Origin of the sequence: Actinokineospora pegani (genome assembly GCF_009745975.1) — a bacterium.
GTDB lineage: Bacteria > Actinomycetota > Actinomycetes > Mycobacteriales > Pseudonocardiaceae > Actinokineospora > Actinokineospora pegani.
In genome coordinates this window covers 66,048-92,009 of the sequence record NZ_WHOL01000061.1, presented here as the reverse complement: position 1 = coordinate 92,009, position 25,962 = coordinate 66,048, and the positions used below count along the sequence as shown (strand labels likewise).

General features: G+C 71.9%; 30 protein-coding genes. 13 read left to right on the top strand and 17 right to left on the bottom strand.

The genetic code is table 11. From position 1 onward, the window contains the following. The first annotated feature begins 1 nt into the window (after position 1). Both GCL84_RS07180 and GCL84_RS07175 read left to right on the top strand, forming a co-directional pair. Positions 2-745 (top strand): SDR family oxidoreductase, encoded by a 744-nt coding sequence (locus tag GCL84_RS07180; RefSeq protein WP_407924373.1) that lies wholly within the window; start codon positions 2-4, stop codon positions 743-745. A gap of 84 nt (positions 746-829) precedes the next feature. Next, positions 830-1,015, top strand: coding sequence for a hypothetical protein (locus GCL84_RS07175; RefSeq protein WP_156754578.1), 186 nt, complete (start codon positions 830-832; stop codon positions 1,013-1,015). A gap of 4 nt (positions 1,016-1,019) precedes the next feature. Here GCL84_RS07175 and GCL84_RS07170 read toward each other — a convergent pair whose 3' ends face one another. Further along, positions 1,020-2,054: a LacI family DNA-binding transcriptional regulator gene (locus GCL84_RS07170; RefSeq protein ID WP_156754670.1), complete on the bottom strand. Its 1,035-nt coding sequence runs from the start codon at positions 2,052-2,054 to the stop codon at positions 1,020-1,022. A gap of 67 nt (positions 2,055-2,121) precedes the next feature. Between GCL84_RS07170 and GCL84_RS07165 the strand changes: the two genes are divergently transcribed. Both GCL84_RS07165 and GCL84_RS07160 read left to right on the top strand, forming a co-directional pair. Continuing rightward, complete coding sequence (locus GCL84_RS07165; protein ID WP_235926047.1) at positions 2,122-2,736, top strand: nucleoside/nucleotide kinase family protein; 615 nt, start codon at positions 2,122-2,124, stop codon at positions 2,734-2,736. A 78-nt stretch (positions 2,737-2,814) separates the two neighbouring features. Next, positions 2,815-3,246 (top strand): VOC family protein, encoded by a 432-nt coding sequence (locus tag GCL84_RS07160; RefSeq protein ID WP_156754576.1) that lies wholly within the window; start codon positions 2,815-2,817, stop codon positions 3,244-3,246. On the opposite strand, the gene GCL84_RS07155 is transcribed toward GCL84_RS07160, so the two are convergent. Next, a complete protein-coding gene (locus tag GCL84_RS07155) occupies positions 3,216-3,863 on the bottom strand; it encodes a DedA family protein (protein WP_156754575.1) in 648 nt (215 codons plus the stop codon). The genes GCL84_RS07160 and GCL84_RS07155 overlap by 31 nt on opposite strands. Positions 3,864-3,974: 111 nt before the next feature. Here GCL84_RS07155 and GCL84_RS07150 point away from each other — a divergent pair, with 111 nt between their 5' ends. Continuing rightward, positions 3,975-4,532 (top strand): ABC transporter ATP-binding protein, encoded by a 558-nt coding sequence (locus GCL84_RS07150; protein WP_235926046.1) that lies wholly within the window; start codon positions 3,975-3,977, stop codon positions 4,530-4,532. Continuing rightward, the gene (locus tag GCL84_RS07145; protein ID WP_156754573.1) at positions 4,529-5,539 is read left to right on the top strand and encodes a hypothetical protein; all 1,011 of its coding nucleotides are present in this window, start codon (positions 4,529-4,531) and stop codon (positions 5,537-5,539) included. The genes GCL84_RS07150 and GCL84_RS07145 overlap by 4 nt, the downstream gene beginning before the upstream one ends. A 233-nt stretch (positions 5,540-5,772) precedes the next feature. On the opposite strand, the gene GCL84_RS07140 is transcribed toward GCL84_RS07145, so the two are convergent. From GCL84_RS07140 to GCL84_RS07135, 3 genes are all read right to left on the bottom strand, one after another. Continuing rightward, the gene (locus tag GCL84_RS07140; RefSeq protein WP_156754572.1) at positions 5,773-8,325 is read right to left on the bottom strand and encodes an MFS transporter; all 2,553 of its coding nucleotides are present in this window, start codon (positions 8,323-8,325) and stop codon (positions 5,773-5,775) included. Beyond that, positions 8,325-8,453 (bottom strand): hypothetical protein, encoded by a 129-nt coding sequence (locus GCL84_RS30580; protein WP_268891333.1) that lies wholly within the window; start codon positions 8,451-8,453, stop codon positions 8,325-8,327. Before GCL84_RS30580 ends, GCL84_RS07140 begins: the two co-directional genes overlap by 1 nt. A gap of 363 nt (positions 8,454-8,816) precedes the next feature. Beyond that, positions 8,817-9,722, bottom strand: coding sequence for an alpha/beta hydrolase (locus tag GCL84_RS07135; protein ID WP_197523072.1), 906 nt, complete (start codon positions 9,720-9,722; stop codon positions 8,817-8,819). A 231-nt stretch (positions 9,723-9,953) separates the two neighbouring features. On the opposite strand from GCL84_RS07135, the gene GCL84_RS07130 reads away from it, so the two are divergent. After that, a complete protein-coding gene (locus GCL84_RS07130; protein ID WP_156754570.1) occupies positions 9,954-11,366 on the top strand; it encodes an FAD-binding oxidoreductase in 1,413 nt (470 codons plus the stop codon). Positions 11,367-11,416: 50 nt separating this feature from the next. Continuing rightward, complete coding sequence (locus GCL84_RS07125) at positions 11,417-12,010, top strand: hypothetical protein (RefSeq protein WP_156754569.1); 594 nt, start codon at positions 11,417-11,419, stop codon at positions 12,008-12,010. On the opposite strand, the gene GCL84_RS07120 is transcribed toward GCL84_RS07125, so the two are convergent. The 4 genes from GCL84_RS07120 to GCL84_RS07105 all read right to left on the bottom strand — a co-directional run bounded on the left by GCL84_RS07120 (position 12,003) and on the right by GCL84_RS07105 (position 14,985). Next, positions 12,003-12,722 carry a DedA family protein gene (locus GCL84_RS07120; RefSeq protein ID WP_156754568.1) on the bottom strand — a complete coding sequence of 240 codons (720 nt, stop codon included), beginning with the start codon at positions 12,720-12,722 and terminating at the stop codon, positions 12,003-12,005. The two genes, GCL84_RS07125 and GCL84_RS07120, sit on opposite strands and share 8 nt — an antisense overlap. 63 nt (positions 12,723-12,785) lie before the next feature. Next, on the bottom strand, positions 12,786-13,037 hold the full coding sequence (locus GCL84_RS07115) for a hypothetical protein (protein ID WP_156754567.1): 252 nt from the start codon (positions 13,035-13,037) through the stop codon (positions 12,786-12,788). 83 nt (positions 13,038-13,120) lie between these two features. Continuing rightward, positions 13,121-14,263 (bottom strand): N-acetylglucosamine-6-phosphate deacetylase, encoded by a 1,143-nt coding sequence (gene nagA, locus GCL84_RS07110; protein WP_156754566.1) that lies wholly within the window; start codon positions 14,261-14,263, stop codon positions 13,121-13,123. Positions 14,264-14,373: 110 nt separating this feature from the next. Next, positions 14,374-14,985, bottom strand: a complete 612-nt coding sequence (locus GCL84_RS07105; RefSeq protein ID WP_156754565.1) for an RNA polymerase sigma factor — start codon at positions 14,983-14,985, stop codon at positions 14,374-14,376. 59 nt (positions 14,986-15,044) lie between these two features. Here GCL84_RS07105 and GCL84_RS07100 point away from each other — a divergent pair, with 59 nt between their 5' ends. Beyond that, positions 15,045-15,329, top strand: coding sequence for a YciI family protein (locus GCL84_RS07100; protein ID WP_156754564.1), 285 nt, complete (start codon positions 15,045-15,047; stop codon positions 15,327-15,329). Between the two features lie 7 nt (positions 15,330-15,336). Here GCL84_RS07100 and GCL84_RS07095 read toward each other — a convergent pair whose 3' ends face one another. After that, positions 15,337-15,801 carry a pyridoxamine 5'-phosphate oxidase family protein gene (locus GCL84_RS07095; protein ID WP_156754563.1) on the bottom strand — a complete coding sequence of 155 codons (465 nt, stop codon included), beginning with the start codon at positions 15,799-15,801 and terminating at the stop codon, positions 15,337-15,339. Between the two features lie 34 nt (positions 15,802-15,835). Further along, on the bottom strand, positions 15,836-16,789 hold the full coding sequence (locus tag GCL84_RS07090) for a short-chain dehydrogenase/reductase (protein WP_156754562.1): 954 nt from the start codon (positions 16,787-16,789) through the stop codon (positions 15,836-15,838). A 277-nt stretch (positions 16,790-17,066) separates the two neighbouring features. Between GCL84_RS07090 and GCL84_RS07085 the strand changes: the two genes are divergently transcribed. Together GCL84_RS07085 and fbaA are read left to right on the top strand one after the other, a co-directional pair. Next, positions 17,067-17,906 carry an LLM class F420-dependent oxidoreductase gene (locus GCL84_RS07085; RefSeq protein ID WP_156754561.1) on the top strand — a complete coding sequence of 280 codons (840 nt, stop codon included), beginning with the start codon at positions 17,067-17,069 and terminating at the stop codon, positions 17,904-17,906. Positions 17,907-17,999: 93 nt separating this feature from the next. Next, a complete protein-coding gene (gene fbaA / locus GCL84_RS07080; RefSeq protein ID WP_156754560.1) occupies positions 18,000-19,034 on the top strand; it encodes a class II fructose-bisphosphate aldolase in 1,035 nt (344 codons plus the stop codon). A gap of 74 nt (positions 19,035-19,108) precedes the next feature. Here fbaA and GCL84_RS07075 read toward each other — a convergent pair whose 3' ends face one another. After that, the gene (locus GCL84_RS07075) at positions 19,109-19,336 is read right to left on the bottom strand and encodes a hypothetical protein (RefSeq protein WP_156754559.1); all 228 of its coding nucleotides are present in this window, start codon (positions 19,334-19,336) and stop codon (positions 19,109-19,111) included. A gap of 232 nt (positions 19,337-19,568) precedes the next feature. Here GCL84_RS07075 and GCL84_RS07070 point away from each other — a divergent pair, with 232 nt between their 5' ends. Then, complete coding sequence (locus tag GCL84_RS07070; RefSeq protein ID WP_156754558.1) at positions 19,569-19,979, top strand: DUF3151 domain-containing protein; 411 nt, start codon at positions 19,569-19,571, stop codon at positions 19,977-19,979. Positions 19,980-20,021: 42 nt separating this feature from the next. Here the strand turns inward: GCL84_RS07070 and GCL84_RS07065 are convergent, their stop codons facing one another. The 4 genes from GCL84_RS07065 to GCL84_RS07050 all read right to left on the bottom strand — a co-directional run bounded on the left by GCL84_RS07065 (position 20,022) and on the right by GCL84_RS07050 (position 23,206). Continuing rightward, entirely contained in the window at positions 20,022-20,660 is a 639-nt protein-coding gene (locus tag GCL84_RS07065) for an HNH endonuclease family protein (RefSeq protein WP_156754557.1), read from the bottom strand. Positions 20,661-20,823: 163 nt separating this feature from the next. Beyond that, positions 20,824-21,453 carry an HNH endonuclease family protein gene (locus GCL84_RS07060; protein WP_156754556.1) on the bottom strand — a complete coding sequence of 210 codons (630 nt, stop codon included), beginning with the start codon at positions 21,451-21,453 and terminating at the stop codon, positions 20,824-20,826. A gap of 134 nt (positions 21,454-21,587) precedes the next feature. Further along, positions 21,588-22,433: a hypothetical protein gene (locus GCL84_RS07055; protein WP_156754555.1), complete on the bottom strand. Its 846-nt coding sequence runs from the start codon at positions 22,431-22,433 to the stop codon at positions 21,588-21,590. Positions 22,434-22,531: 98 nt separating this feature from the next. After that, complete coding sequence (locus GCL84_RS07050; RefSeq protein WP_156754554.1) at positions 22,532-23,206, bottom strand: hypothetical protein; 675 nt, start codon at positions 23,204-23,206, stop codon at positions 22,532-22,534. 57 nt (positions 23,207-23,263) lie between these two features. Here GCL84_RS07050 and GCL84_RS07045 point away from each other — a divergent pair, with 57 nt between their 5' ends. Beyond that, on the top strand, positions 23,264-24,550 hold the full coding sequence (locus GCL84_RS07045; protein WP_156754553.1) for an adenylosuccinate synthase: 1,287 nt from the start codon (positions 23,264-23,266) through the stop codon (positions 24,548-24,550). 189 nt (positions 24,551-24,739) lie between these two features. Here the strand turns inward: GCL84_RS07045 and GCL84_RS07040 are convergent, their stop codons facing one another. Beyond that, the gene (locus GCL84_RS07040) at positions 24,740-25,870 is read right to left on the bottom strand and encodes a glycerophosphodiester phosphodiesterase (RefSeq protein ID WP_156754552.1); all 1,131 of its coding nucleotides are present in this window, start codon (positions 25,868-25,870) and stop codon (positions 24,740-24,742) included. Positions 25,871-25,962 lie beyond the last annotated feature (92 nt).

Below are 25,962 nucleotides of genomic sequence, written 5' to 3'. Positions count from 1 at the left end.
CGTGAGCGTCGTGGTGGTGACCGGCGGCAGCCGCGGGATCGGCGCCGCCACCTGCGTGAAACTGGCAGCTGACGGGTTCGACGTCGTCGTCGGCTACACCGCCGATCACGACGCGGCGGCGCGGGTGGTCGCCGAGGTCGAGGCGCGGGGCAGGCGGGCCGTGGCCGTGCGGGGGGACGTGGCGTCGGAGGCCGACGTCGTGGCGCTGTTCGAGGCGGCCGGTGGCCTGGGCGCGCTCGGCGCCGTGGTGGCGAACGCGGGGATCACCGGGAACACGCCGGGGCGGTTGGACGAGCAGGAGGCCGACACCGTGCGGCGGGTGTTGGACGTCAACGTGACCGGGGTCTTCCTGTGCTTCAGGGAAGGCGTCCGCAGATTGTCCACTCGGTACGGTGGCCCGGGCGGTGCGCTCGTGGCCATCTCCTCCACCGCCGCGGGGCGGGGATCGCCCGGCGAGTGGGTGCACTACGCCGCGAGCAAGGCCGCCGTGGAGACGGTGGTGCGCGGACTGGCCGCCGAGGTCGGGGCGGAGGGGGTGCGGGTCAACTGCGTGGCGCCGGGCGTCGTCCACTCCGAACTGCACGCGGCTGCGGGGATGCCCGACCGCCCGGCGCGGCTCGTGCCGCGCGTGCCGCTGGGCAGGGCCGGGCAGCCGCACGAGGTGGCCGATGCGGTCTCGTGGTTGCTGGGGAGCGGGGCGGCGTTCGTGACCGGTGCGGTGGTGCCCGTGTCCGGTGGGTTCTGACTCCCCCTTTCGGACGCGTGTGGGTCGACGTCGAGCCGGGTAAGTCGGGGGCGAGGAAGGCCGGACGGCGAAAGGGACGTGGCCATGGCGAGCGGGGCTGTTGAGCCATTGCAGATCGAGGAAGACTTGTCTTCGGCGGTGCGGCGCAAGGCCGCCAGGACGATCGCGTCAGTCGCGGTCGACGCCGATGAGTGCGCGGAACTCCTGGCGATGCTGGGCTTGGCCCCGGAGGAGGGCAAGGGCTTCCAACGGGAATCCAGGGCGGCGTAGCGCCCTACAGCTCGGCGAACCCGGCCGCGGAGGCGGCGTCCGGGGTGTCGACCGGGCAGCCGCAGGAGCCGCGGTGGTTGAGGACCGGGGGCAGCAGCACCGTCTCGGGCGGGCGCTCCCGGTCCTTCAAGCGTTCCAGCAGCAGCCGCACGGCCGTGCGGCCGATCTCGTCGACCGGGTGCGCCATGGTGGTGATGCCCGGCTGCACGACCTCGGCCCAATCGACCTCGTCGTGCCCGGCGATGGCCAGGTCGCGGCCGATCTGCAAGCCGTGCGCGCGGGCCTCCCGGTAGGCGCCCGCGGTCATGGCGCCGTTGCCGGTGATGACCGCCGTCGGCCGCTCCGGGACGGTGAGCAGGCGGCGCATGGCGAGCACGCCGTCGTCGATGGCGGCCCCGCCGCCCGCGACCAGGTTGGAGTCCCAGCGCAGACCCGCGCGGCCGAGGCCGAGGCGGTAGCCCAGGGTGCGCTCCTCGCTGGCGGTCATCCACTCCACGCCGCTGATGAACGCGATGCGCCGGTGGCCCGCGTCGGCCAGGTGCGAGACCAGCGCCGAGGTGGACTGGATGTTCTCCGCGCCCACCTGGTCCAGCTTGATCTTGTGCGACACCCGGTCGACCAGCACGGCGGGCACGCCGGTGCGCTCGAGCTGCTCCAGCGTCGAGGTGTCGCCCGGGGCCGGGGTCAGCAGCATCCCGTCGACCCGCCTGGCTTGCAGCCTGCGCACCGCCGCGCGCTCACCGTCGGCCGAGTCGAGGGTGTCGCCGAGCAGCACCTGGTAGCCCGCCGCGGTGGCCTCGGCCTCGATGGCGTGGATGAGCTGGGCCAGGTGCGGGTTGGCCAGCAGCGACATGGCCACGCCGAGCGACATGGTCCCGCCGGTCACCAGCGACCTGGCGATGGCGTTGCCGGTGTAGCCGGTCTCCTCGATGGCCGCGCGCACCCGCTCCAGCGTCGACTGGGCCACCGGCCGGGTCTCGTTCACCACGTGTGAGACCGTGCTGATGGACACGCCCGCGAGCTTGGCGACGTCTTCCATCGTGGCCACGCGGACACCTCCCTGCAAGCGCTTGCGGCCTGACCCTACTCATCCGGATGGAGGCGCCGTGACCCGGGAGCCGACGTTCGCCGAACTGGTGGCCAGGGCCGCCGTCCTCGCCGCCGGACCCCGACGCGTCCTCGGGATCACCGGCGCCCCCGGGTCGGGCAAGTCCACGCTCGCCGCCCGCCTCGTCGAGGCGCTCGGCGACCGCGCCGCGCTCGTCGGGATGGACGGCTTCCACCTCGCCCACACCGTGCTCGCCCGACTCGGCCGCGTCGAGCGCAAGGGCGCGCCGGACACCTTCGACGCCGACGGGTACGCCGACTTGCTCCGCAGGCTGCGCACCAGCACCGACAGGACCGTCTACGCGCCGGAGTTCCGGCGCGAGGTGGAGGACCCGATCGCCTGCGCGGTCCCGGTGCCGTGTGAGGTTTCCCTCGTGGTCACCGAAGGCAACTACCTGCTGCTCTGGCCGCAGATCCGTCCGCTGCTCGACGAGGTGTGGTTCCTCGACCTGGACCAGGACGAGCGCCGGGAACGCCTGTACCAGCGACATCTGGCCTTCGGGCGCACCCCCGACCAGGCGCGGGGGAGGACGGACGGATCGGACGAAACCAACGCGGGGCTAGTCGCCGACACCGCGCGCAAGGCCGATCTCGTCCTGCGAAAGATCCAATAACGCCCGTGCCGCTCGCTCCCCCGCTCAGGCACTATGACTGAGACCTGCCCCGAACGGGTCGAGGAAGGACGGTCGGCGATGCCCGCTCTCACCGGCGCGCACCATGTCGCCCTGACGGTGACCGACGTGGACCGCAGTGTGCCCTGGTACGAACGCGTGCTCGGCTTCACCGCGCAAGACTGGGACGACGAGGGTGACCTCGCCGCCCGCAAGGTCGCCCTCAACGGCTTCGGCATGACCCTCACCCTCGTGCAGCACGCAGGCGTCCAGCGCCAGTCCTTCGACGAGTGCCGACCCGGCCTCGACCACCTGAGCCTGCCGGTCGCCTCGGCGGCTGAGCTGACCACCTGGGCCGAGAGCCTCACCGCGCTCGGCGTCCCCTTCAGCCAGGTCCCCGGTACCGCGAACCTGTCGCTGCGCGACCCGGACGGCATCCAACTCGTCCTGGCCGCCCCCGCCGCCGCGCTGGCGGCGCGCCCTCACGCGGGGTCGGTCAGCGACAGCTCCTGAGCGGGCCTGCGCATCTCCTGCCGGTAGCGCCAGACGCCCCACGACGTCCCGACCACGAAGAACACGATGCTGCCGACGACCGCGGCGGTCTGCAACCACGGCAACCCGTCGAGCAACCCCGCCGCGTAGTACCCGGCCAGCACCAGGACCGGCACCCACGCCACCGCGCCGACGAAGGTGGCCAGCGCGAACCTCCTGGCGTCCATCCTGGCCGCGCCCGCGATCAGCGGAGCCAGCGTCCGCACCCACGGCAGCCACCGCGCGACCACCAGGGCGAAGAAGCCCCGCTGGTCCAGGTACCGCTTGGCCTGCTCGAGGCGCGCCGCGTTGAGCACCTTGCCGCCGCGCCGGGCGATGATCGTGTGGCCCGCGCGCGAGCCGATGTGGTACCCGGTCTGGTTGCCCGCCACCGCCACCACCGTCGCGACCAGCGACAGCCACCAGGCCTGGTGCTCGTGCTCGTTCTGGGCCAGGACGACGCCCGCGGCGAACAGCAGCGCGTCGCCGGGCAGGAACAGGCCGATGATGAAGGCGCACTCGGTGAAGACGAACCCCAGGACCACCGTCCACACGACCAGCGGGCCCGCATGCTCCAACCAGTCGAAGACGAAGTCCACAGGGCCAGGTTAAGTCCGTGTGGGGTCCAACAGGTCTTGAACGGGGACAGTTTCACCGTGGTGTCACCCCAGGAACTCCCCGCTGCTCCCCCGCGTTCGCAAAGCGTGATCATGGCGCGAGACCTGGGGGTCCGGTTCGGTGAGCACTGGCTGTTCCGAGCGCTCTCGTTCGAGGTGGGCGGGGGCGAGTGCGTGGCGCTGACCGGGGACAACGGGACGGGCAAGTCCACGATCCTGCGGTGCGCGCACGGCGAGCAGGAGGTCACCGAAGGCGAACTGCTCGTCAACGGCGTCGTGCCGGACGAGAGCCAGGAGACCTTCCGGGCAGGCATGTCGGTCCTGTTCGACGACTCGGCCCTCTTCGACCACCTGACGCCCCGGCAACACCTGGACCTGGTGGGCGTCGACCTCGCCCCGGATCTGCCGGACAACCCCGCCTACACCCTGTCGACCGGCCAGCGCAGGCGGTTGCTGCTGCTGGGCGCGGTCCACCGCGAGCACTCCGTGCTGCTGCTGGACGAGCCCGAGCGCGCCTTGGACGGCGCGGGCCGCAAGTGGCTGGCCGGCCTGATCACCGAGGCCAAGGCTGCGGGCTCGGCGGTGCTGCTGGCCTCCCACGACCCGCTGCTGGTCGAGCGGGTCGCCGACCGCGTGGTCGATCTGGGGTGACGCGCAGCGAGTGGATCGTCCCCGGTGTGGTCGTCACCGGGGTCCTGCTGACCCCACTGGTGCGCCCCGGCGTGCTGGCCCCCTGGGTCGGCGAGGCCGCCGCGCTGCTGCCGCTGGCCTGGGTCCTGCTGGCGGGCGCGGCGTACTCGGTGCTGCGCGGCAAGCACGTGTGGGCCGACCCGGCGGAGCTGACCTGGGGCGGGACCGGGCGCGAGCGGGTCCTCCGGCGGCGGCTGGTCCGGGACTGGGCCGCGCGCTTCGGGGCCGTGGTCTACGCCGTGGCCGCGGTGGGCATGACCACGGGTTTCGGCGACGTGCCGCCGCTGGTGCTGTCGATCGCGCTGGTGGCCCCGGCGACGCTCGCGGTGGCGTGGTTCCCGACCCGGCCCGCCCGGCGGGCCCAGTTGGTGCGGGGGTGGGCGCAGCGGCGGCTGCGGTCGGTCATGACGGCGTTCGGGGACTTGGTGGGCCTGCTCCCGCCCGCGCGCCCGGTGCCGGGACGCGTGCGCGGTGCGGCGCGGTTCGTGCTGCACGGGGCGGTGGCGCGGTGGTCGGCGCTGCCCGCCGCGGCGCTGGCGGTGGTGGCCGGGCCGGTGCTGCACGGGGCGTTCGCGCAGATCGCCGCGGTGTGGTGGCTGGCGATCGCGGCCTACCTCGCCGCGCTGCCGTTCGCCGGGGCGCTGGCTGAGGTGCACCGGGTGCCCGGGCTGCGCCGGTGGGTGCCGGTGTCGATGGTCGCGCTGAAGGTGTGGACGGCCGTGCTGTCGGCGGTGCCCGCGCTGGTCGCGGTGGGGGCGGCGACGTTGTGGGGGCTGCCGTTCGAGCCGCTGCTGGTGCCGTTGGCGGCGTGGGCCGTGGTGCGGACGGTGACCCGGCCGGAGATCGACTACGCGGCGCAGGGGGCGGCGGAGTTCGGCGGGTTGTACCTGCCGGTGGGGATCGTGCGGCAGGCGGTGCGGGGGCCTGACCTGGTGGTCCTGGGGGCTGCGGTGCTGCTGGTGCTCTGAGGGGAGTTGTCCACAGGCATGATCGACTTCGGGGTCTCTTTCGGGTTGCGCCGGTAGAACGGGCATCGGGACGCTCCCCAGTGGTGTGGCGGAACGCCACGGGCACAACTACCTCGGCCCCCTTGCCCTCGCCGCGACACATACCTGCTTCAAGAAGCTCGCCACACGAGACCAGGTCTCAAGGGAACGGCCCCGACCTGGTGGTCGGGGCCGTTCCGGTTGTCGGTCTTCGGCTACTTCCACTCGTCGTAGCCGAGGGTCACGTCGTGGGTGCCGACCTCGCCGCCGCGGAGGGCGACGGTGGCGGCCGTGGGGGCGTAGCCGCTGGCGATCACGGTGTACTCGCCCTCGGCCAGGTCGTCGACGAGGTAGCGGCCGTCGGGGTTCGTCGTCGTCACGGTGATCACGGCGCCTGCCGCGTCCAGGACGGTGATCCGGGCGTCGGGTACCGGGGTGCCCGCTGCCGTGCGGGCCACGCCGGACAGTTCCGCGCCGCCGACCAGTTCCACGTCGTGGCGGACCTCGCCGGTGGTGGGGACCGCCAGTGGGAGGGCGGTGGGGCGGAAGGTGTCGGCGCTGACGACCAGGGTGTGCTGGCCGGGGCGGATGCCTGCGAAGCGGTAGCTGCCGTCGTTGGCGCTGGGTTGGGAGGCGACGACCTCGCCGCGGCTGTCGGTCAGGACGATCCTGGCCGTGGTGACCGGGGTGTGGCCGTCGGCGGCCATGACGAAGCCGTGCAGCACCGCCGCGCCGATCAGGGTGACGTCGGTGGTGGTCTGGCCGTCTCGGAGTCGGACCGCGGTGGCCTGGGGCTGGTGGTCGGGTGCGGAGGCGATCAGCGTGTACGCGCCGGGGCGCGGGGCGCTCAGCGCGTACCGGCCGTCGTCGTCGGCGGTGGCGCGGGTGACCTGCTGGCCCTCGTCGTCGATCAGCGTCAGGGCGGCTCCGGGGAGGACGCCGCCGCTGGCCGTGCGCAGGGTCCCGACCAGGCTGCTGTCGCGGAAGTCGACCGGTGGGGAGGTCGGGCGCTCCTCGGCGGGGGCCTTGGCGGTCTCGCCGGGGGTGGGCTCGAACATCGCCTCGCCGCCCTCGAGCGCCGCGGCCTGGACCGCGTTGGACATCCGCAGCGGGATCTCCTTGATGAATAGCGACACCACGAACGCCAGCACCATCACCGCGGCCGCCACCAGGAAGACGAGCTGGATCGACTCCACGAAGCCCTGCTGGAACGGCAGCGCCAGCCGGGCGTCGACGCGCTGCAGGAACGAGGAGTCCTGCAGGACCCCGCCGCCGCCCTCGGCGCCCGTGCCGCTGGCGAGCAGGTCGAGCACCGGCCGGTTCTCCGGGTTCGCCCGCACGGCCGGGTCGGCGACGGCCGCCTGGAAGTCCGGGGACCCCACCGCGGACCGGAACGCCGAGGCGATGTTGTCGCCGACCGTGCTGAACAGCAGCGACAGGAAGACCGCCACGCCCAGCGTGCCGCCGAGCTGGCGGAAGAAGGTCGACGACGCGGTGGCCACGCCCATGTCCCGGGTCGGCACGGCGTTCTGCGCGGCGACGGTCAGGGTCTGCATGCAGTTGCCCAGGCCGAGGCCGAAGATCGCCATGAACACCATCGGCTGCCAGATCGGGGTGTCGACCTCGACGCCGTGGAACAGCACCATGCCCACGACCAGCAGCGCGGAGCCGATGACCGGGAACACCTTGTAGCGGCCGGTGCGCGAGGTGAGCTGGCCGGAGACGATCGACCCGGCCATGATGCCCACCATCAGCGGCAGCATGAACAGGCCCGCCTCGGTCGGCGTCTGGCCGCGCACGATCTGCAGGTACTGCGGGATCATCGAGATGCCGCCGAACATGCCGATGCCGATGATCGTGCCCGCGATGATCGACATCGCGAACGTCCCGGTCTTGAACAGGCGCAGCGGGATCAGCGCCGCGTCCTTCATCCTGTTCTCCACGAACAGGAACGCGACCAGCCCGAACACCCCGATGCCGTAGCAGAGCAGCGACCGCGTGGAGGCCCAGCCCCACTCGCGGCCCTGTTCGGCCACGATCAGCAGCGGCACGACGGCGACCGACAGGAAGATCGCGCCGAAGTAGTCGATGCGGTGGTTGTGGCGCTCGTGCGGGACGTTGAGCACCTTGGTCACCACGATCAGCGCGATGACGCCGATCGGCACGTTCACCAGGAACACCCAGCGCCAGCCGGTGACGCCAAGGATCGAGTCGGTGCCCGCGAAGAACCCGCCGATGACCGGCCCGAGCACGCTCGAGGTGCCGAACACGGCGAGGAAGTAGCCCTGGTACTTGGCCCGCTCGCGGGGCGGCACGATGTCGGCGATGATCGTCAGCGCCAACGACATCAGGCCACCGGCGCCGACGCCCTGGATCGCGCGGAAGGCGGCCAGCTCGTACATCGACGTGGACAGGGTGCAGGCCAGCGAACCGATGATGAAGATCGAGATCGCGATGGTGAACAGCGGCTTGCGGCCGTAGATGTCCGACAGCTTCCCGTACAGCGGGGTGGTCACCGTGGACGTGATCAGGTACGCGGTCGTGGCCCAGGCCTGCAGGCTCAGGCCGTTGAGGTCGTCGGCGATCGTGCGGATCGAGGTGCCGACGATGGTCTGGTCGAGCGCGGCAAGGAACATGCCCATCATCAGCCCGGACATGATCACCAGGATCTGCCGGTGGCTGAGCTGGGCGGGCGGCGCCGCGGGCTGCGGCGCCGGTGTGGCGTGCCGGGCCTCGTTGGGCGGCCGCTCGTCCTCGACGGTGGTCATCAGCGTTCCCCCTGGAACTTCTCGAACTCGGTGTTGAACCGGGTCAGCAGGCGCACGAGGTCGGTCCGGTCGGTGTCCGGCCAACCGCCGACCAGCCGGGTCCGGTGGTCGTGGATGGCCTGGAACACCCGACTTCCCTCTTCCGTGGGCGCCAGCACGCACGCGCGTCCATCGTCCGGGTCCGGTCTGCGCTCCACCAACCCCGGCCCGACCAGGGACGCGACCTGCCTGCCGCCCGCTCGATGCCGTGGTCGTGCGGACCGGTCCGGTGCTGGGCGTGGTTGACCAGCCGCAGCAGTCGGCCGAGCTGGTCGGCCGCGCGCAGGTCGTGGGTGGTGTCGGGCATGAGTGGTGTCCCGTTTTGTCCGGCGTGTGCCCGTCTGCCTTTGTTGTACTGGGCAACTTGTTGTGTCGCCCAAGCATGTTCTCGTCGCAGGGCGTGCGCAAGCCGGTTTAGCGTGACGTAGGAGTCAACCCGGGACGGGCCGCGATCAGGCCGCCATGCGCTGGGACATGGCTGTGCGGACGAAAGCGCCCACGTGGTCCAGCGCCAGCCTCGCCTCGGGGACCAGGTGGAAGAAGGCCGGGAAGACGTGCACCTGGCCGGGCCAGACCTGCAGCTCGCAGTGCGCTCCCGCCATCCGCATGGCGGCGGCGAGGCGCTCGGAGTCGCCCAGGAGGCATTCGACGTCGCCCGCCTGGATCAGGGTGGGTGGCCAGCGGCGCTTGCTGCCCTTGAGGACGTTGAGCCCCGGGGTGTCGAGGTCGACGTCGCCCGCGTACTGGCGGGCGGCCTCCCTGGCGCGCTCCGGCGGGATGTAGGGGTCGCGCTGGATCGCGTCGCGCTCGTCGAGCTGGGCGCAGGTCAGGTCCAGGAACGGGGAGAACAGCACGGCGGCGCCGGGCATCGCGGCGCGCTGCCTGGTCAGCTCGCTGAGCAGGCCCGCGGTGAGGTGCCCGCCCGCGGAGTCGCCCGCGACGACGACCTGGTCGGCGCTGTAGCCCTGGTCGAGCAGCCAGCGCCACCCGGCCATCGCGTCGTTGGCCGCGGCCGGGAAGCGGTGCTCGGGCGCGCGCCGGTAGTCCAGCAGCAGCACGGGAAGGCCGGTGACCTGCGAGACCATCGCCGCGAGGTGCCGGTGGCTGCGCAGCGAGCCGAAGACGAAGCCGCCGCCGTGCAGGTAGAGCACGGCGCCCGCGCGCGGGTCGGCCTCGCGGGCGGTGATCCACAGGCCGGTCACGTCGCCGTAGCCGTGCGGCTCGGAGATGGCCCGGATGCGGGTGCCGCGCGGCAGCGGGGCGAACCCGACGCTGTCGAAGGCCTCCCGCACCACCCGCAGGCCGCTCCCGCGGAGCCTGACCCGGTCGGCGACGGGCCGCAGACTCGACCGCAGCACGTTCGCCAGAGTGCGGGCCTGAACACTCGGACCGGGCATCACTTCGCGTGCGAGGCCAGCCATCGTCGACACCTCCCCGACCGCGGACTCCGCAGTGATGCCCGCCACACAACTGTAAAACAGTGCGTGCCCGATATGCGCATCCCATTTGAATAACCCCGGAAAAGCCTATGAATTTGTCGCCCGATGAGCGTAGGCGCGGGATTACCACTCACGGGTTAACGTCTTCTGGTGACCACTGACGCCGCCGCCCCCGCCGCCTTGCTGACCCGCCTGCGCGCCGTGCTCGGCGACGGCGGTGTGCAGGTCGACCCCGACGTGACCTCGGGATACAGCCGCGACATGATGCCGCTGGCCCCGTTCGGCGCCCCGTTCGCCGTGGTGTTCCCGGAAACCACCGAGCAGGTTCAACAGGTGGTCGGGGCGTGCGCGCAACACGGTGTGCCGATCGTTCCCCGGGGCGCGGGCAGTGGGCTGAGCGGCGCCGCGAACGCCATCGACGGATGTGTCGTCCTGGTTACCACGCGGATGAACCGGATACTCGAAGTGGACCCCGACAACCGTTTGGCGGTTGTGGAGCCGGGTGTTGTCAACCTCGACCTCCGAACCGCGGTGGAAAAGCACGGGCTGTTCTACCCGCCCGACCCGTCGAGCTACGACTGGTGCACGATCGGCGGCAACCTGTCCACCAACGCGGGCGGCCTGTGCTGCGTGAAGTACGGGGTCACCACCGACTCGGTGCTCGGCCTGGAGGTCGTCCTCGCCGACGGCGAGCTGCTGCGCACCGGCCGCCGCACGGTCAAGGGCGTGGCGGGCTACGACCTGACCAAGCTGTTCGTCGGCAGCGAGGGCACGCTCGGCGTGATCACCCGGGCCACGCTCGCGCTGCGCCCGCTGCCACAGGCCCCGGGGACCTTGGTCGCGGCGTTCAGCGCGGTCGGCGCGGCCGGGGCGGCGGTCAGCCGGGTCGTGCGCGCCGGCCTGGTTCCGTCGCTGATGGAGATCATGGACTCGGTGTCGATCGCCGCGGTCGAGGCGCACCTGAAGACCGAGCTGGGCGCGGGCAAGGGCGCCGCGGCGCTGCTGATCTGCCAGTCCGACTCCGGCGGCGAGGCCGCGCGCGCCGAGCTGGCCGCGATCGAGCAGATCTGCGGCGACGCGGGCGCCGAGCTGGTGCACACGACCTTCGACCCCGCCGAGGGCGGCATGCTGCTGGCCGCCCGCCGGGCCGTGCTGATGGCGCTGGAGGTCTACGGCGCCTGGCTGACCGACGACGTCTGCGTGCCGCGCACCCGGATCACCGAGCTGATCGAGGCCTGCGAGCGGATCAGCGCCGAGGTCGGCCTGCGGGTCGCCGTCGTCGGCCACGCGGGCGACGGCAACATGCACCCGACGATCGTCTACGACCCCACCTCGGAGGACGAGTTCGCCCGCGCCCGCCGCGCCTTCGACGACATCCTCGCCGCGGGCGTGGCGCTGGGCGGCACGGTGACCGGCGAGCACGGCATCGGCAAGGTCAAGCGGGAGTGGCTGGCGCGCGAGATCGGACCGGTCGGGGTGCGCGCGCACCAGGCGATCAAGCTCGCCCTCGACCCGGCCGGGCTGTTCAACCCCGGATCGATGTTCGCCCTGGAGCCGTCCTGACCGCTACCGTCCACCAGTAACCGTACGGCGCACTGGCTTGGGGGGGATGGATGGTCGTCGCACAGCACGTCGCCGTCGCTGAGGTGGCGCGCAGGCTCTCCGGCAGGCTGTCCGACGACGCGATCGGGGCGGTGGCGGCCCAGTTCGCGGCTGGCGAGGTCGAGCTGGCCTCGTCCGCGCTGCTGCTGGGCCTGGTCTGCGAGCAGGTGGCGGTGACCGCGGCGGAGGCAGCGCTCATCCGCGGGATCGTCGACGACCCGAACGACCCGGTGTTCGCCGAGGTCCCGCACGCCGACCTGGCCCCGCCCCCCGCCCACCGGTTCACCCCGACCGGCCCGCCCGAGGCGCCCGACCCCACCGGGGCCGACCACGTCCTGGTCGCCGAGGCGCCGCTGGTCGGTGCGCGCCGGGTGCGCCGCGCGTGGCGCGAGCCCCTGCCGGACGTGCCGCACCCGCCGGTCTGGGTCTACCTGGTGCAGGTCGCGCCGGACTCGGACGAGCTGCGCGCGACGGCTGCCCTGCGGGCGAAGCTGTGGGTGCGCCGCCAGGAGAAGTGGCCGATCGAGGTCATCGCCGACGGTGGCCTGCTGCCGCCGTACCACGCCGCCGCCGTGACGGCGGCGCGGCAGGTCTGGGCTAGCTGAGCGGGCGGAACTGGGTGGTCTCCTCGGTGGCCCGCTGGGCCTCGTGCTTCTTCTCGCGGCGGGCCTTGATGACCTCGATGATGATCGGCACGATCGAGAGGAAGACGATCAGCAGGATCATCGACTCGAGGTTCTGGTGCACGAACGGGATCTGGCCGAGGAAGTAGCCGAGCACGGTCACGCCGGTCGCCCACAGCACCGCGCCGATGGCGGAGTAGGTGAAGAACTTCTTCGCGTCCATCCGGCCGACGCCCGCGACCGCGGTGATGAAGGTGCGCACGATCGGCACGAAGCGCGCCAGCACGATCGCCCGGGGGCCGTACTTCTCGAAGAACGCGTGCGTCTTGACCACGTGCTCCTGCTTGAACAGCTTGGAGTCGGGCTTGTTGAACAGCGCGGGCCCGGCCTTGGCCCCGATCCAGTAGCCGACCATGTTGCCCACGAAAGCGCAGATAGTCAGCAGCAGGCACACCACCCACAGCGGCGGCATGTCCACCAGCCCGTCGCCCGCGGCGTCCTTGGCGATGAACAGGCCTGCGGTGAACAGCAGCGAGTCGCCGGGCAGGAAGAAGCCCAGCAGCAACCCGCACTCGGCGAAGATGATCAGGCACAGGCCGGGCACCAGGAACCAGCCCAGGCTGCTCAGGATGACCTCGGGGTCCAACCAGCTCGGCAGCAGGGCCAGGTTCACAGGAAGCTCAGTGGCGCGCACGCCCGATAAGGTACAGGGCTTGCCTGTGACCGCCCTGAGCGGATGGTGCCTGGAATGTCCGGGTTAGAGCAGGGTGATCAATCCGATGACCGTGCCTGCCGCGAGTCCCAGGAGCAGGGCCAGGGCGAGGACCCAGGTGGTGGTCGTGGTGGTTGTTTGTCGTGGGATGCGGGTGGTGGGGGTGTTCTCGGGGAGGGGGAGGTCGTTGCCGGAGAGCAGGCCGTAGCCGGAGATGGCGCTGTCGGGGACCGGGGTGCGGGTGGCTTGCGCTCGGAGCGCCTCGGCCAGGAGGCGTTCTGGGTCTTCGTCTGGCACGTGGGTGAGTCTAAAGAGCGGATTCTTGCTTGGGCGGCTCGTTGGGGTGGGTGGGCGCGCTGCTTCAAGGGCAAGGGCAAGGGCTAGGGGGTCAGCCAGGTTCCTCGGCGGGCGACTGCGGTGACCTCCAGGGATGGGGTCAGGAGGACCAAGTCGGCGGCTAGGCCCTTGGCCAGGCGGCCGGTGGTGTCGGTCAGGCCCAGGAGGGCGGCAGGCCTGGTGGCGGTGGCCTCGACCGCGTTGGTGATGGGGGTGCCGCAGGCGGTGATGAGGTTGCGGAAGGCCTTGTCCATGGTGAGGCTGCTGCCTGCCAGGGCGCCGGTGTCGGCGAGGGTGGGGATGCCTTCGTGGACTTCGACGGTGAGGCCGCCCAGGTCGTAGGTGCCGTCGCCCGCCGCCGCGGCGGCTATGGCGTCGGTGACGAGGGTCGTGCGGTGGGGGCCCGCGTGGTCGAAGGCGAGGCGGACGATCGTGGGGCTGAGGTGGACCAGGTCGCAGATCAGCTCGATGGTGACCCGGTCGTCGTCCAGGAGGGCGCCGATGGGGCCTGGCTCGCGGTGGTGCAGGGGGCGCATGCCGTTGAACAGGTGCGTGGCCACCGTCGCGCCCGCGTCGATGGCTGGGCGGACTTGGGCCTCGGTGGCGTCGGTGTGGCCGATCGCGGCGATGGAGCCCGCGTCGACCAGTTGGCGCACCGCCCGTGCGGCGCCGCCGAGTTCCGGGGCCAGGGTGACCATGCGGACCGCGCCCCGGCCCGCGGCCAGCAGCGTGGCCACCGCGTCGGCGTCGGGGGCGCGCAGGACCGCCGGGTCGTGCGCGCCGCAGCGGGCGGCGGACAGGAACGGGCCCTCCAGGTGGATGCCCGCGACCACGCCGTCCTCGACCTGCTCGCGCAGCGCGGCGACCTGCGAGGCCAGCTCCTCGACCGGGCGGGAGACCAGGCTGGCCAGCATCGTCGTGGTGCCGTGCGCGGCGTGCGCGGCGGCGGCGGCGCGGACGGCGGCCGGGTCGGGGTCGGTGAACGCGGACCCGCCGCCGCCGTGGCAGTGGATGTCGACGAAGCCGGGCACCACCCACGACCCCGCCGCGTCGACGACCTCCCCGGTGCGCGGCGCGGCGCCGGTCCCGAGCGCGGCGATGACTCCGTCCTCGACCAGCAGCCACCCGTCGTCCAGCACCCCGTCCGGGGTGACCAGCCTGCCCCCGGTGATGAGCTGTCCCGCCATCGTCTCGCCCCCTGTCGGACACCTCGGCAGGCCACGACAGTGGCAGCCGCTCGGCCTGGACCGCAATGGTCTGGACCAAATGTACCCCGGTGGGAGCAGGGCCGGTCAGCTCACGCCTGGTTCATGATCTTCTGCAGGGCTTCCAGGGCGCGGCTGGCGGTCGACTTGACCGTCCCCTTGGAGATGCCCGCGGCCTCGGCGATCTCGGCCTCGGTCAGGTTGCCGTAGTAGCGCAGCACCAGGACCTCGCGTTGGCGCGGCGGGAGCTGCGACAGCGCCCGGACCACGCTCTGGTGCTCGGCGGTCAGCATCGCCAGGCTCTCCGCCGAGCGGGCGTTGACCGCGTGCGGCGGGGTGTACTCGCGGGCGGTCTTGCGCCGCCGCAGCACGCTGCGGGAGCCGTTGACCACGGCGGTGCGCAGGTAGCCGACCGCGGCGGCGGCGTCGCGCAGGTTGCCCCAGTGCCGGTGCAGGCCGGTGAACGCCTCCTGCACCACGTCCTCGGCGGTCGCGGGCTCGTCGACCAGCAGCAGCGCCAGCCGGATCAGCCGCATCCGGTGGGTGCGGTAGAGGTCCTCGAGGGTGAGCGGCGCCTCGGGTTGCGGTGGGGGCGCGGTCTTGGTGTCGATCGCCCGCAGCCGTGTCAGCGTCTGCTCGACGCTGCGCTCGGCGCGCCCCTCAGACCGCTGGTGCTCACCAGGTCGTCCACCGTCCCCTGCCACGCGTGAACCCTACCGTCCCGGCTGGTGGGCGCACCGACCTCCGGTGCGAGGATGGGCTCATGACCTGGTTCATCGTCGACACGACCTACGCCGCCGACCGCGACGCCCTGCGGGCCGCGCGCCCGGCGCACCGCGAGTACCTGCTCGAGCTCGCCGATCGGGGCACGGTCGTCGGCGGTGGGCCGTGGGCCGACGACCTGGGCGGCATGTTCGTCGCCAAGGTCGCCGACCGCGCCGAGCTGGACGCGATCCTGGCCGCCGACCCGTACACCACCGGTGGGGTCGTGGCGGAGCAGAAGGTGCGGGAGTGGGAGCCGAAGCTGGGAAAGCTCAGCAGCCTCTAGTGAGCCGCTAGTAGCCGCCGCCCAGCTTGCGGTGGTCCCAGGACACGACCTTCGTCGGCGTGAAGACCAGACCGACCCGCTTGGCGGCCTGCACCCGCACGAACTGCGAGGCCGAGGCCGCCACCTCCGGGTTGCCGGAGTAGCGGACCATCAGGTCGGCGCCGATCGCGGCGACCCGCTCGCCGTCCTCGACCACCTCGACGTCGCACTCCATGCTGACCCCGCGCAGCTCCTCGTAGGAGCCGCCCGCCTCGACCAGCACCGTGGCCTGCGGCAGCCGCAGGAGGTTCTTGACCTTCTGCGAGCTGCCGTAGGTCCACGTGCGCAGGACCGGGCCCTCGGGCAGGTACCAGAGCGGGGCCAGGTGCGGTCGCCCGCCGGGGCCCATGCTCGCCACGTTCGCCACCCGCTCCTGCTCGAGGAACGCGGCGACCTCGTCGGTGGTCATGACGATCTGGTCGCGGCGCGACATGGGGCCTCCCGGGGGTTGAGCCGACAGTTCTAGCTCAGTCGCGCGCCGCCTCGACGGCCTTGGGCTTGTTGCCCGCCATCGCCGCCGCGCCGCCGGCGCCGACCGGCGCGGAGGACACCGCGGCACCGCGCTTGGCGATGTCCTCCAGCGCCGCCTTGTCGGCCTTGGCCACGATGTTGCCGGTGAACCGGGCGCCGTGCTCGATGATCAGCGGCACCGACCAGCGCACCAGCTTGAGCAGGCCGACCCAGCCGGGCACGTGGATGGAGCGGTCGCGGCGCAGCACGCCCTTCTCCAGCGCGTTGAGCGCCAGCGGCACCGGGTAGGCCTTGCCGACCGGGCCGGGCATCGAGCGGCGCAGCGGGCCGAACACCGGGTGCTCGTCCGCGCCGTTGACCAGGTCGGTCTTGATCCACGACGGGTGCGCGACGCCGACCTTGACGCCCAGGTGCTTGACCTCGGCGCGCAGGCTGTTGGTGAACGCCTCGACCCCGGCCTTGGCCGCGGCGTAGGCGCCCATGGCGGGGGCGTGCGCGATCGCCGCGAACGACGACACGACCAGCACGTAGCCCTTGCTGTCGATCACGTGCGGCAGCGTCACCCGGACGGTGCGCCACACGCCGAGCAGGTCGACCTCGATCGTCTTCTCGAACGCCTTGGGGTCGATCGAGCGGATGAACCCGGCGGCGGCGATGCCCGCGTTGGCGATCACGATGTCGATGCGGCCGAACCGCTCGACGACCCCGGCGGTGGCGGCCTCCAGGTCCTCCCAGGAGGTCACGTCGGCGGTGAAGACCGCGGCGTCGGGCCCGCACTTGGCGGCCACCGCCGCCATCTCGTCCGGCTCCAGCCCGACCAGCGCGACTTTCGCGCCCCGCTTGGCGAAGCGCTCGGCCAGCCCGGCGCCGAAGCCCCGAGCGGCTCCGGTGATCAGGATGACCTTGCCCTTCACGCTGCGCTCGCGTGCCAGCAGGTTCGTCGCGCCCACGGTTCCTCCTCGAACGGTGCGTTCCCAGACCGCACCGTACCGCGACTTACCCGGAGTAAGCTACCGCGAGTAACAGGTATTTCTCCGTGGTCGCCCATCACTTCCGGTCAGTTCGACGCGTGCTGGGCAGGTCCGCCCCGTCGGCAGGCGCCAGCACCGCGTTTCGGTCCGGGCCCAGGGGGTAAGCATCCGAATCAGCGCCCAGATGTTCGGCACAAGGCGAATTTCCGCTGAATGGCCCGCGCTAGGATTCACCATCCATTCGAACGGAGGGCGAATGACTGCCGAGCTAGGCCGTGTGGGTGTCTGGAGCAACACCCAGCTTTGGGTCGACGGTGCCGAGAACGCCGCTGAGCTGGAAGAACTCGGGTTCAGCGCGCTGTGGCTCGGGGGCAACCCCGGTGGTGACCTGTCCGTCGTCGAGCCGCTGCTCGGGGCGACCCGCGCGCTGGCGGTGGGCACGAGCATCGTCAACATCTGGCTGGACGGGCCCGCGGGCATCGCCACCGCGTTCGACCGCGTCTCCACGCGCTTCCCGGACCGGTTCGTGCTCGGTCTCGGCACCAGCCACAAGGGTCCGATCGAGCAGGCGACTGGCAAGGCGTACGAGAAGCCCTACAGCAAGCTGGTGGAGTACCTCGACCAGCTCGCCGTGCCCACCGACTCCATCGTGCTCGGGGTGCTCGGCCCGCGTTCGCTCAAGCTCGCCGCCGCCCGCACCCGCGGTGCCATCCCCTACCTGGTCACGCCCGAGCACACCGCGCGGGCGCGCGGCGTCCTCGGCGACGGCGCGCTGCTCGCGCCGGAGCAGCACGTGGTGCTCGAGACCGACCCGGACAAGGCGCGCGCCACCGCCCGCGCGGGCCTGTCGCTCTACTTCCAGTTGCCGCACTACACCGACAACTGGCGCAGGCTCGGCTTCTCCGAGGACGACGTCAAGGGCAGTGACCGGTTGGTGGACGCGCTCGTGGCCTGGGGCGACGAGGACGCGATCGCCAAGCGGGTCGACGAGCACCTCGCGGCGGGGGCCGACCACGTGGCGGTGCAGGTCATCACGGCCGACGGGTCGCTGGACATGGCGGCGCACCGCAGGCTCGGGGCGGCTTTCAAGGGGTGATCACACCTTCGCCGGTGTGCTCCGTCTGACGCAGCGCGCGGGGCTGGGCTGCTCGTAGTATCCGACGAAAGCCGCACCCGAGGAGGACCCCCGATGCCCATCGCCACACCCGAGGTCTACGCGCAGATGCTGGACCGGGCCAAGGCGAGCGAGTTCGCTTACCCCGCCATCAACGTGACGTCGTCGGAGACGCTCAACGCGGCGCTGCGCGGCTTCGCCGAAGCCGAGAGCGACGGCATCATCCAGGTCTCGACCGGCGGCGCGGAGTTCGCGTCCGGCACCAGGGTCAAGGACATGGTGACCGGCGCGGTCGCGCTGGCCGAGTACGCCCACGTGGTGGCGGCCAAGTACCCGGTGAACATCGCCCTGCACACCGACCACTGCCCCAAGGACAAGCTGGACGGCTACGTCCGGCCGCTGATCGCGATCAGCCAGGAGCGCGTGGACTCCGGCGCCAACCCGCTGTTCCAGTCGCACATGTGGGACGGCTCCGCGGTGCCGCTCGAGGAGAACCTCGAGATCGCCACCGACCTGCTCGACCTCGCGGCCAAGGCCCGCATCGTCCTGGAGATCGAGGTCGGCGTCGTCGGCGGCGAGGAGGACGGCGTCGACAACGAGATCAACGACAAGCTCTACACGACCCCGGACGACTTCCTGAAGACCGTCGACGCCCTGGGCGTCGGCGAGAAGGGCCGCTACCTGCTGGCCGCCACCTTCGGCAACGTCCACGGCGTGTACAAGCCGGGCAACGTCAAGCTCCGCCCCGAGATCCTCAAGCAGGGCCAGGACGTCGTCACCGACAAGCTCGGCCTCGACGCCGGCTCCAAGCCCTTCGACCTCGTCTTCCACGGCGGCTCCGGCTCGCTCCTGGAGGAGATCCAGGAGGCGGTGTCCTACGGCGTCATCAAGATGAACATCGACACCGACACCCAGTACGCCTTCACCCGCCCCATCGCCGCCCACATGTTCGCCAACTACGACGGCGTCCTCAAGATCGACGGCGAGGTCGGCAACAAGAAGACCTACGACCCGCGCAGCTACCTCAAGGCCGCCGAATTGGCCATGGCCGCCCGCATCACCGAGGCCTGCGAGCACCTCAAGTCCTCTGGTCGCACGATCGCGGGCTGACCACCCCGCACCACGTCGCGAAGCCGCCGCCCCCGTAACCCCCGGGGCGGCGGCTTCGCCCGTGGAAGGCCCGCCTAGCGCCCGCGCCGCCGCGCCCGACCGCCCGAGTCCGCCCGGCGCTCCCGCTCGAGCGCGGCGTCGAGCACGTCCATGGCCCGCAGACCGCGCTCACCGTCGCGGCTGACCACCGCGACCACCCCCGCGACGAGCACCAGCACCGGGCGCGGGGCCCAGCGCAGGAGTACGACCAGTGCCGCCAACCAGACGGGCGCCAACTCAACAAGCTGAAGGACAGCGTTCACCCACGTGCTCCTCGCAGGCCGGAGTAGGCGTGCCTGCATCCCGAGGAACACGTGCGCTCACCGTCTCTTGGAGCCAACGGCTGCGGTCCGCTTCCAGACAGCGACAGACACGACCCTGTCCGACCCAGTGTCCCACTGTGATCGCCTGATCACCAGACTGGAAGCGCTGGCTGATTCCCGCTGCGACGCCTCGCGCACGCGCTGCGCGGGGGCCTTCGGCATGATGGGCCGCATGACTGCGAACCTCTTCGGTGGACCTGACCCCACGTACCTGCCCGACCGTCCTGACCTGCAGGCGGCGCTGGACGGCGGCAAGCCCGCGGTCGAGGTCGTCGCCGGGGCGCCGGACTTCTCCGAGGCCTGGGCGGTGCTGGCGGAGGCCGCGCTGGCCGACGGGCAGACGGTGGCGGCCTACGCGTACGCGCGGACCGGGTACCACCGGGGGCTCGACCAGTTGCGGCGGGCGGGGTGGAAGGGGCACGGGCCGGTCCCGTGGTCGCACCGGCCCAACCAGGGGTTCCTGCGGGCGCTGGCGGTGCTGGCGAAGGCCGCGCGGGAGATCGGGGAGACCGAGGAGTGGGACCGCTGCTCGTCGTTCCTCGCTGACTCCGACCCGGCGGCGCCCGCCGCGCTCGGGCTGTAGGACAGGAGCGGAGGGCCCGGCGGTGAGCCGGGCCCTTTCGCGTCAGCAGGTGGCGAGCATGTCCGACAGCGCGGTCTTCTCGGCCTCGTCGACCGTCAGGGCGTAGTCGGCCTTCACCTGGACGTAGGCGCTGGCGTAGGTGCACCAGGACGACTCCAGCGGCGGCTTCCACTCGTCCGGGGTCTGGTCGCTCTTGGACTGGTTGACGTTGTCGGTCACCGCCCACAACTGGGGGCCCGACAGGTCGTTGGCGAACGCCTCGCGCCGGGTCTCGGTCCAGTCCGCCGCGCCGGAGCGCCAGGCCGCGGCCAGCGGGACCATGTGGTCGATGTCCACGTCGCCGGTGGCGGTCCAGGTGTCCCCGTCGTAGGGGCTGTACCAGGAACCGGAGGTGGCCGCGCAGTCCGCGCCGGTCTCCACGCCGTCGCCGTCGCGCTTGAGGACCTCTTCGCGCGTGTTGCAGGTGCCGGAGACGGTGGACCAGTGCGGGAACTCCTCGCGGTCGTAGCCGTCCATCGAACCCTCGGCGGCGACGGTCAGCCCGGCCAGGGCCGCGGTGGCGGCGGCCGGGCCGGGGATGCCCGGCGGCTCGGCGGACGCGGCGCCCGCGGTGCCGACGAGCGTCCCGGCGGTCAGCAGCAGGGTGAGACCGGCAGTGCGCAGTTTCCCCGACGAAAACATGCCACCTCCTGGTGGGGTGAGTCGTGAACTACTCACGACACTGACCCAGCCAACTGACGGTGGCAATACTTTCGGGTGACACGCGGACGACGGATGACGGCCACGGAGAGAATCGGAACTTTGGTAGGGGGCCGAACGGCCGAAGCCGCCCGGCCCCCGGTGCTCAGCAGCGGTCGAGCATCGTCAGCAGCGCCGACTTCTCCGCCGAGGTGACCCGCAGCGTGTACTTGGACTTCACCGAGGTCCACATCTTCGCGTAGGTGCACCAGTACGCGGTCCGCGACGGCTTCCACGACTCCGGGCCCTTGTCGCCCTTGGCCTGGTTGACGTTGTCGGTGACCGCGATGAGCTGCGGGGCGGACAGGTCGTTGGCGAGCTGCTGGCGCTTGGCCGTGCTCCACGACGACGCGCCGGAGCGCCACGCGTTGGCCAGCGGGATGACGTGGTCGATGTCGACGTCGGACGCCGCCGACCAGGTCGCGCCGTCGTACGGGCTGTACCAGCGGCCCGAGGTCGCCGCGCACGACGAGTTCGTGACGACGCTGGAGCCGTCGCGCTTGAGCACGGTCTCGCGGGTGTTGCACGCACCGGAGATGGTGACCCAGTGCGGGAACTTCTCCCGCGAGTACCCGGTCATCGACCCGGCCGCGCCGACGGCGAGACCGGCGAGCTGGGCGCGGGCGGTGGCCTCGCTGGGGATGCCCGGCGGCGTCGCGGCCGCGGTGCCCGCGACGCCGACCAGGAGCCCGGCGGCTAACAGCAGGGTGAGCAGTGCTGCCCGGAACTTCGACATTCTTCCTCCAGTGCAGGGGTCAGGAGGACTGCAAGGACGAGATTGACCTTGGCGGTGCCAGGTGGAGATCGTCATACCTGTGGGTGACACTCTGACAACTGAATGTAGAAACTCCGGGTTAACTGCTCTGCTCACTAGACCGGGCAGCTCGGGCGGTTGCCCGGCTCCGGGTCCGGCCAGTAGCCGAACCTCGGCCGCGACGGGCTGATCAGCGCCGCGGAGCAGCCGCGCGAGCGGATCGTGGCGTCGGAGTAGCTGGTGCCGGTCGACAGGCCGCTGATGTCGGTCAACCGCACCGCCGGCTCGTCGAAGTACACCTGCTGGCGGGCGCCCTTGGGCCGCACGCACGACGACGGCACGAACGACCAGACCCCGTAGGTGCCGCCGCCCGCGCGCGGCGCGCTGACCAGGGCGACCGACCCGTCGTCGGTCACGTACCGGTACGACACCGCGCTCAGGTCCAGGTCCACCCGCTGCGCCGGGTCGACGACGTCGGGGCCGCCGCTGCGGCGCGTGTAGTTCAGCGACGGCGTGCACTCCGCGCTCGCGGTCAGGGTCACGCCGGTGCCGAAGACGATCCGCCGCCAGCCGGTCGACCCGCCCACGGTGACCTCGCGCAGCGAGTGGAACGGGGCGTTGATCGCGCCGACCCAGGCGCGCCAGCGGTCGCCGTCGGTCCCACACCTCTCCGGGACCCCGGAGACGCTGCCGGACGTGACGTTCTCCCGCAGCACCCAGCCCACCGGGGTGGCCATCTCGTGCGAGTTCGACGTGACGCGGACGCGCGCCCAGCTCCCGCAGTACCCGGTCACGTCGACCCGGTCGCCCTTGGCGGCGTTGGCCAGCACCAGCCGCCCCGGGTACTCGCGCACCGTGGCCCGGTCGCTGGAGATCGTGTCGGTGGCCGCCGCCCGGCTGACCGGGGCGGTGACGACCCCGATCGCGGTCGCCAGGCCGACGGCCCATGTCATCCGCTTCACCGCGCCTCCTCGCGTTGGTGACGCGGACCAGCAAACGGTCAGCGGACAACGGAGAACAGGGGCGGTGCGCAAACGGTCAACGAGACTGCGCCGGGCGATCAGGGCAGGGCGAGCCGCAGGTCCTCGGTGTGCCGGTACCAGGTCCACTTCGTCGCGCCCTCGACCGCGACCCCGTCCCGCTCGACCGTCGTCGCCGAGCAGCCGAGCTGGAACGCCCGCCCGCGGAACTCCCGGGACTTGCGCCCGAACAGCCCCCACACCACCCGCGCGACCAACCCCGCGCCGCCCGCGGTGTCCGGGGCGACCTCGATCCGGCCCGCCGCCCCGTGCAGCGCCGTCGCGTCGTCGCAGAACGCCAGCCCGCGCGGCCGGTGCACGACGCCGTGGCCGAGCAGCACGCCGCCCGCGTCGTCGCGCACCAGCGGCACCGCCCGCCCCGACCCGCCCGCGGCGACCTCGGCCAGCCGGTCCGGGCGGTCCAGTGGCAGACCCCACAACCGTGCGACCCTGGACACGCGCGGCTCGGTCGGCAGGTAACCCACGGTCACCGCCAGCCGGTCCTTGACCATCAGCCGCAGCACGACGGCGGCCAGGTCCGCGTCGTCCCCGCGCACCACCAGGCGGTCGCCGGTGAACTCCGAGAGCACCGGGTCGAGCACTTTGCGACCAGGTCGGGCGGGCAGTTCGCGCAGCTCAGCCCGAGCACTGTCGGTGAGCGGACCGGGGCTCGCCGTGGTCGTCGCGTTTCCGCAGGCCAGCACGAGTGCACCCACGGGGGCCTCCTGGTCTAGTCTCAGCTACCGGCATTCGCACAACACCTGGAGTTTCACATGCCGGCTATCGTGCTGATCGGCGCCCAGTGGGGCGACGAAGGCAAGGGCAAGGCCACCGACCTGCTTGGCGAGCAGGTCCAGTGGGTCGTGCGGTACCAGGGCGGGAACAACGCGGGTCACACCGTCGTGCTGCCCAACGGGCAGGACTTCGCGCTGCACCTGATCCCCTCCGGCATCCTGACCCCAGGTGTCACCAACGTCATCGGCAACGGTGTCGTCGTGGACCCCGGCGTCCTGCTCAAGGAGCTCGCGGGCCTGGAGGACCGCGACGTGGACACCTCGCGCCTGCTGATCTCGGCCGACGCGCACTTGATCATGCCTTACCACGTGGCGATCGATAAGGTCACCGAGCGCTACCTGGGCAAGGCCAAGATCGGCACCACCGGTCGTGGCATCGGCCCGGCCTACCAGGACAAGGTCGCCCGCGTCGGCGTGCGCGTGCAGGACGTCCTGGACGAGAAGATCCTGCGGCAGAAGGTCGAGGCCGCGCTGGACATGAAGAACCAGATGCTGGTCAAGATCTACAACCGCAAGGCGCTCGACCCCGAGCAGGTCGTCGACGAGGTGCTCGGCGCCGCGGAGCGGTTCAAGCACCGCATCGCCGACACCCGCCTGCTGCTCAACAAGGCGCTCGAGGCGGGCGAGACCGTCCTGCTGGAGGGCTCGCAGGGCACCCTGCTCGACGTCGACCACGGCACCTACCCGTTCGTCACCTCGTCGAGCCCGACCTCCGGCGGCGCCAGCGCGGGCTCGGGCATCGGCCCGACCCGGATCACCACGGTGATCGGCATTCTCAAGGCCTACACGACCCGCGTCGGCTCCGGCCCGTTCCCGACCGAGCTGGAAGACGACATGGGCGAGCGGCTGCGCAAGGTCGGCGGCGAGGTCGGCGTGACCACCAAGCGCCTGCGCCGCACCGGCTGGTTCGACGCGGTGATCGCCCGCTACGCCAGCCGCGTCAACGGCATCACCGACTACTTCCTGACCAAGCTCGACGTGCTCTCCGGCCTGGAGAAGGTCCCGGTCTGCGTGGCCTACGAGGTCGACGGCGAGCGCGTCGACGACATGCCGATGACCCAGACCGACGTGCACCACGCCGTGCCGGTCTACGAGGAGCTGCCGGGCTGGTTCGAGGACATCAGCGCCTGCCGCACCTGGGACGAGCTGCCGGCCAACGCCAAGGCCTACGTCGAGCGGATCGAGGAGCTCGCGGGCGCCCGCGTCTCCGCGATCGGCGTCGGCCCCGGCCGCGAGCAGACGATCGTCCGCCACCAGATGGCCTGAGCTGCTGGTGGGGGTGTTCGCACTGCGGGACACCCCCACCCAGCGGCCACACACCCGGTCCTGACGCCACTCCGACTGCGCCGCCGTGCCTGGGCCGCGGACACGTCGCCTGCCGCGATCCCAGCACGCGACAGCGCACCACCGGGCGACGGGTCACCCGGTGGTGCGCTCGTTCGAGCCAGGCGAGGCCTAGCGGCGCGCGAAGGTCTCCGCGCGGGAGGCGACGGCGACGTCCGGGTTGTCGCTGAACACGCCGTCGACACCCGCCCGCCAGAAGGCGTCGAGCTCGGCGAACAGGTCGCCGTAGTCCGAGGTGGTGCCGGTGGAGCGCAGGTTGACCGGGAGGAACGTGTTCTCCGCGCGGAAGGTGTACGGGTGGACCTCGAGGCCCACCGCGTGCGCGTTCTGGACCAGCGCCGTGGGCGCGCCCAGGTTGCCCGCCGCGTCCTTGGGGATGACCAGGTTCTTGTCCGGGCCGATCCCGTCAGCGTAGGCCGCGACCTCCCGCAGGCCCTTGGCGCTGACGATGTCGGCGTAGGTGCGCGGGTCGCCCGCGACGGTGAAGTCGTAGGGCCGTCCGGACGCCGAGGTGAGCTGCACCAGCGGCACGCGCAGCTTCTTGTTCAGCTCCTTGAGGTTGGCCACCTCGAACGACTGCACGAAGACCTTGGCGTTCTTGCGGTTGAGCCCGTTGCGGTCGAGCGTGCGCACCAGCGGGGCCTCCAGCGCCAGGCCGAGCCGCTGGAAGTAGGTCGGGTGCTTGGTCTCGGGGTAGATCCCGATCTCGCGGCCGAGCTCGTGCGAGAGCCGCTTGCGCAGGTCGATGATCTCCTGCAGCGTCGGGATCTCGTAGCGGCCGTTGTAGATCGTGTTCTCCTGGCGCACGTTCGGGATGCGCTCGGTCGCCCGCAGCGTCTTGAGCTCGGCCAGGGTGAAGTCGTCGGTGAACCAGCCGGTGACCGCCACGCCGTCGAGGTCGCGGGTGGTCTTGCGGCCGGCGAACTCGGGGTGCGCGGCGACGTCGGTCGTGCCGCCGATCTCCGGCTCGTGCCGGGCGACGAGCACGCCGTCCTTCGTGGAGACCAGGTCGGGCTCCATGTAGTCCGCGCCCATCCGCGCCGCGAGCTCGTAGGCCGCCAGGGTGTGCTCGGGGCGGTACGCCGAAGCGCCCCGGTGCCCGATCACCAGCGGCTTGGCGTGCTCCCCGCCGCCGGGGCGGCGGTCGGTGGCCTCCGGCGTCGCTGTCGCGGAGGACAGGGTGGCGGTGCCGAGCAGTGCCAGGGCGCTCACTGCGACTCCCAGGGTCCGGGTAACCGGCATCAAGTCCTCCACGTCGTGGTTGCCGGGGCGTGTCGCGACCACCCTTTCGGCGGCCGCCGTCATCCCGGCCACCGGGGGGCGTCCGGGGCTTC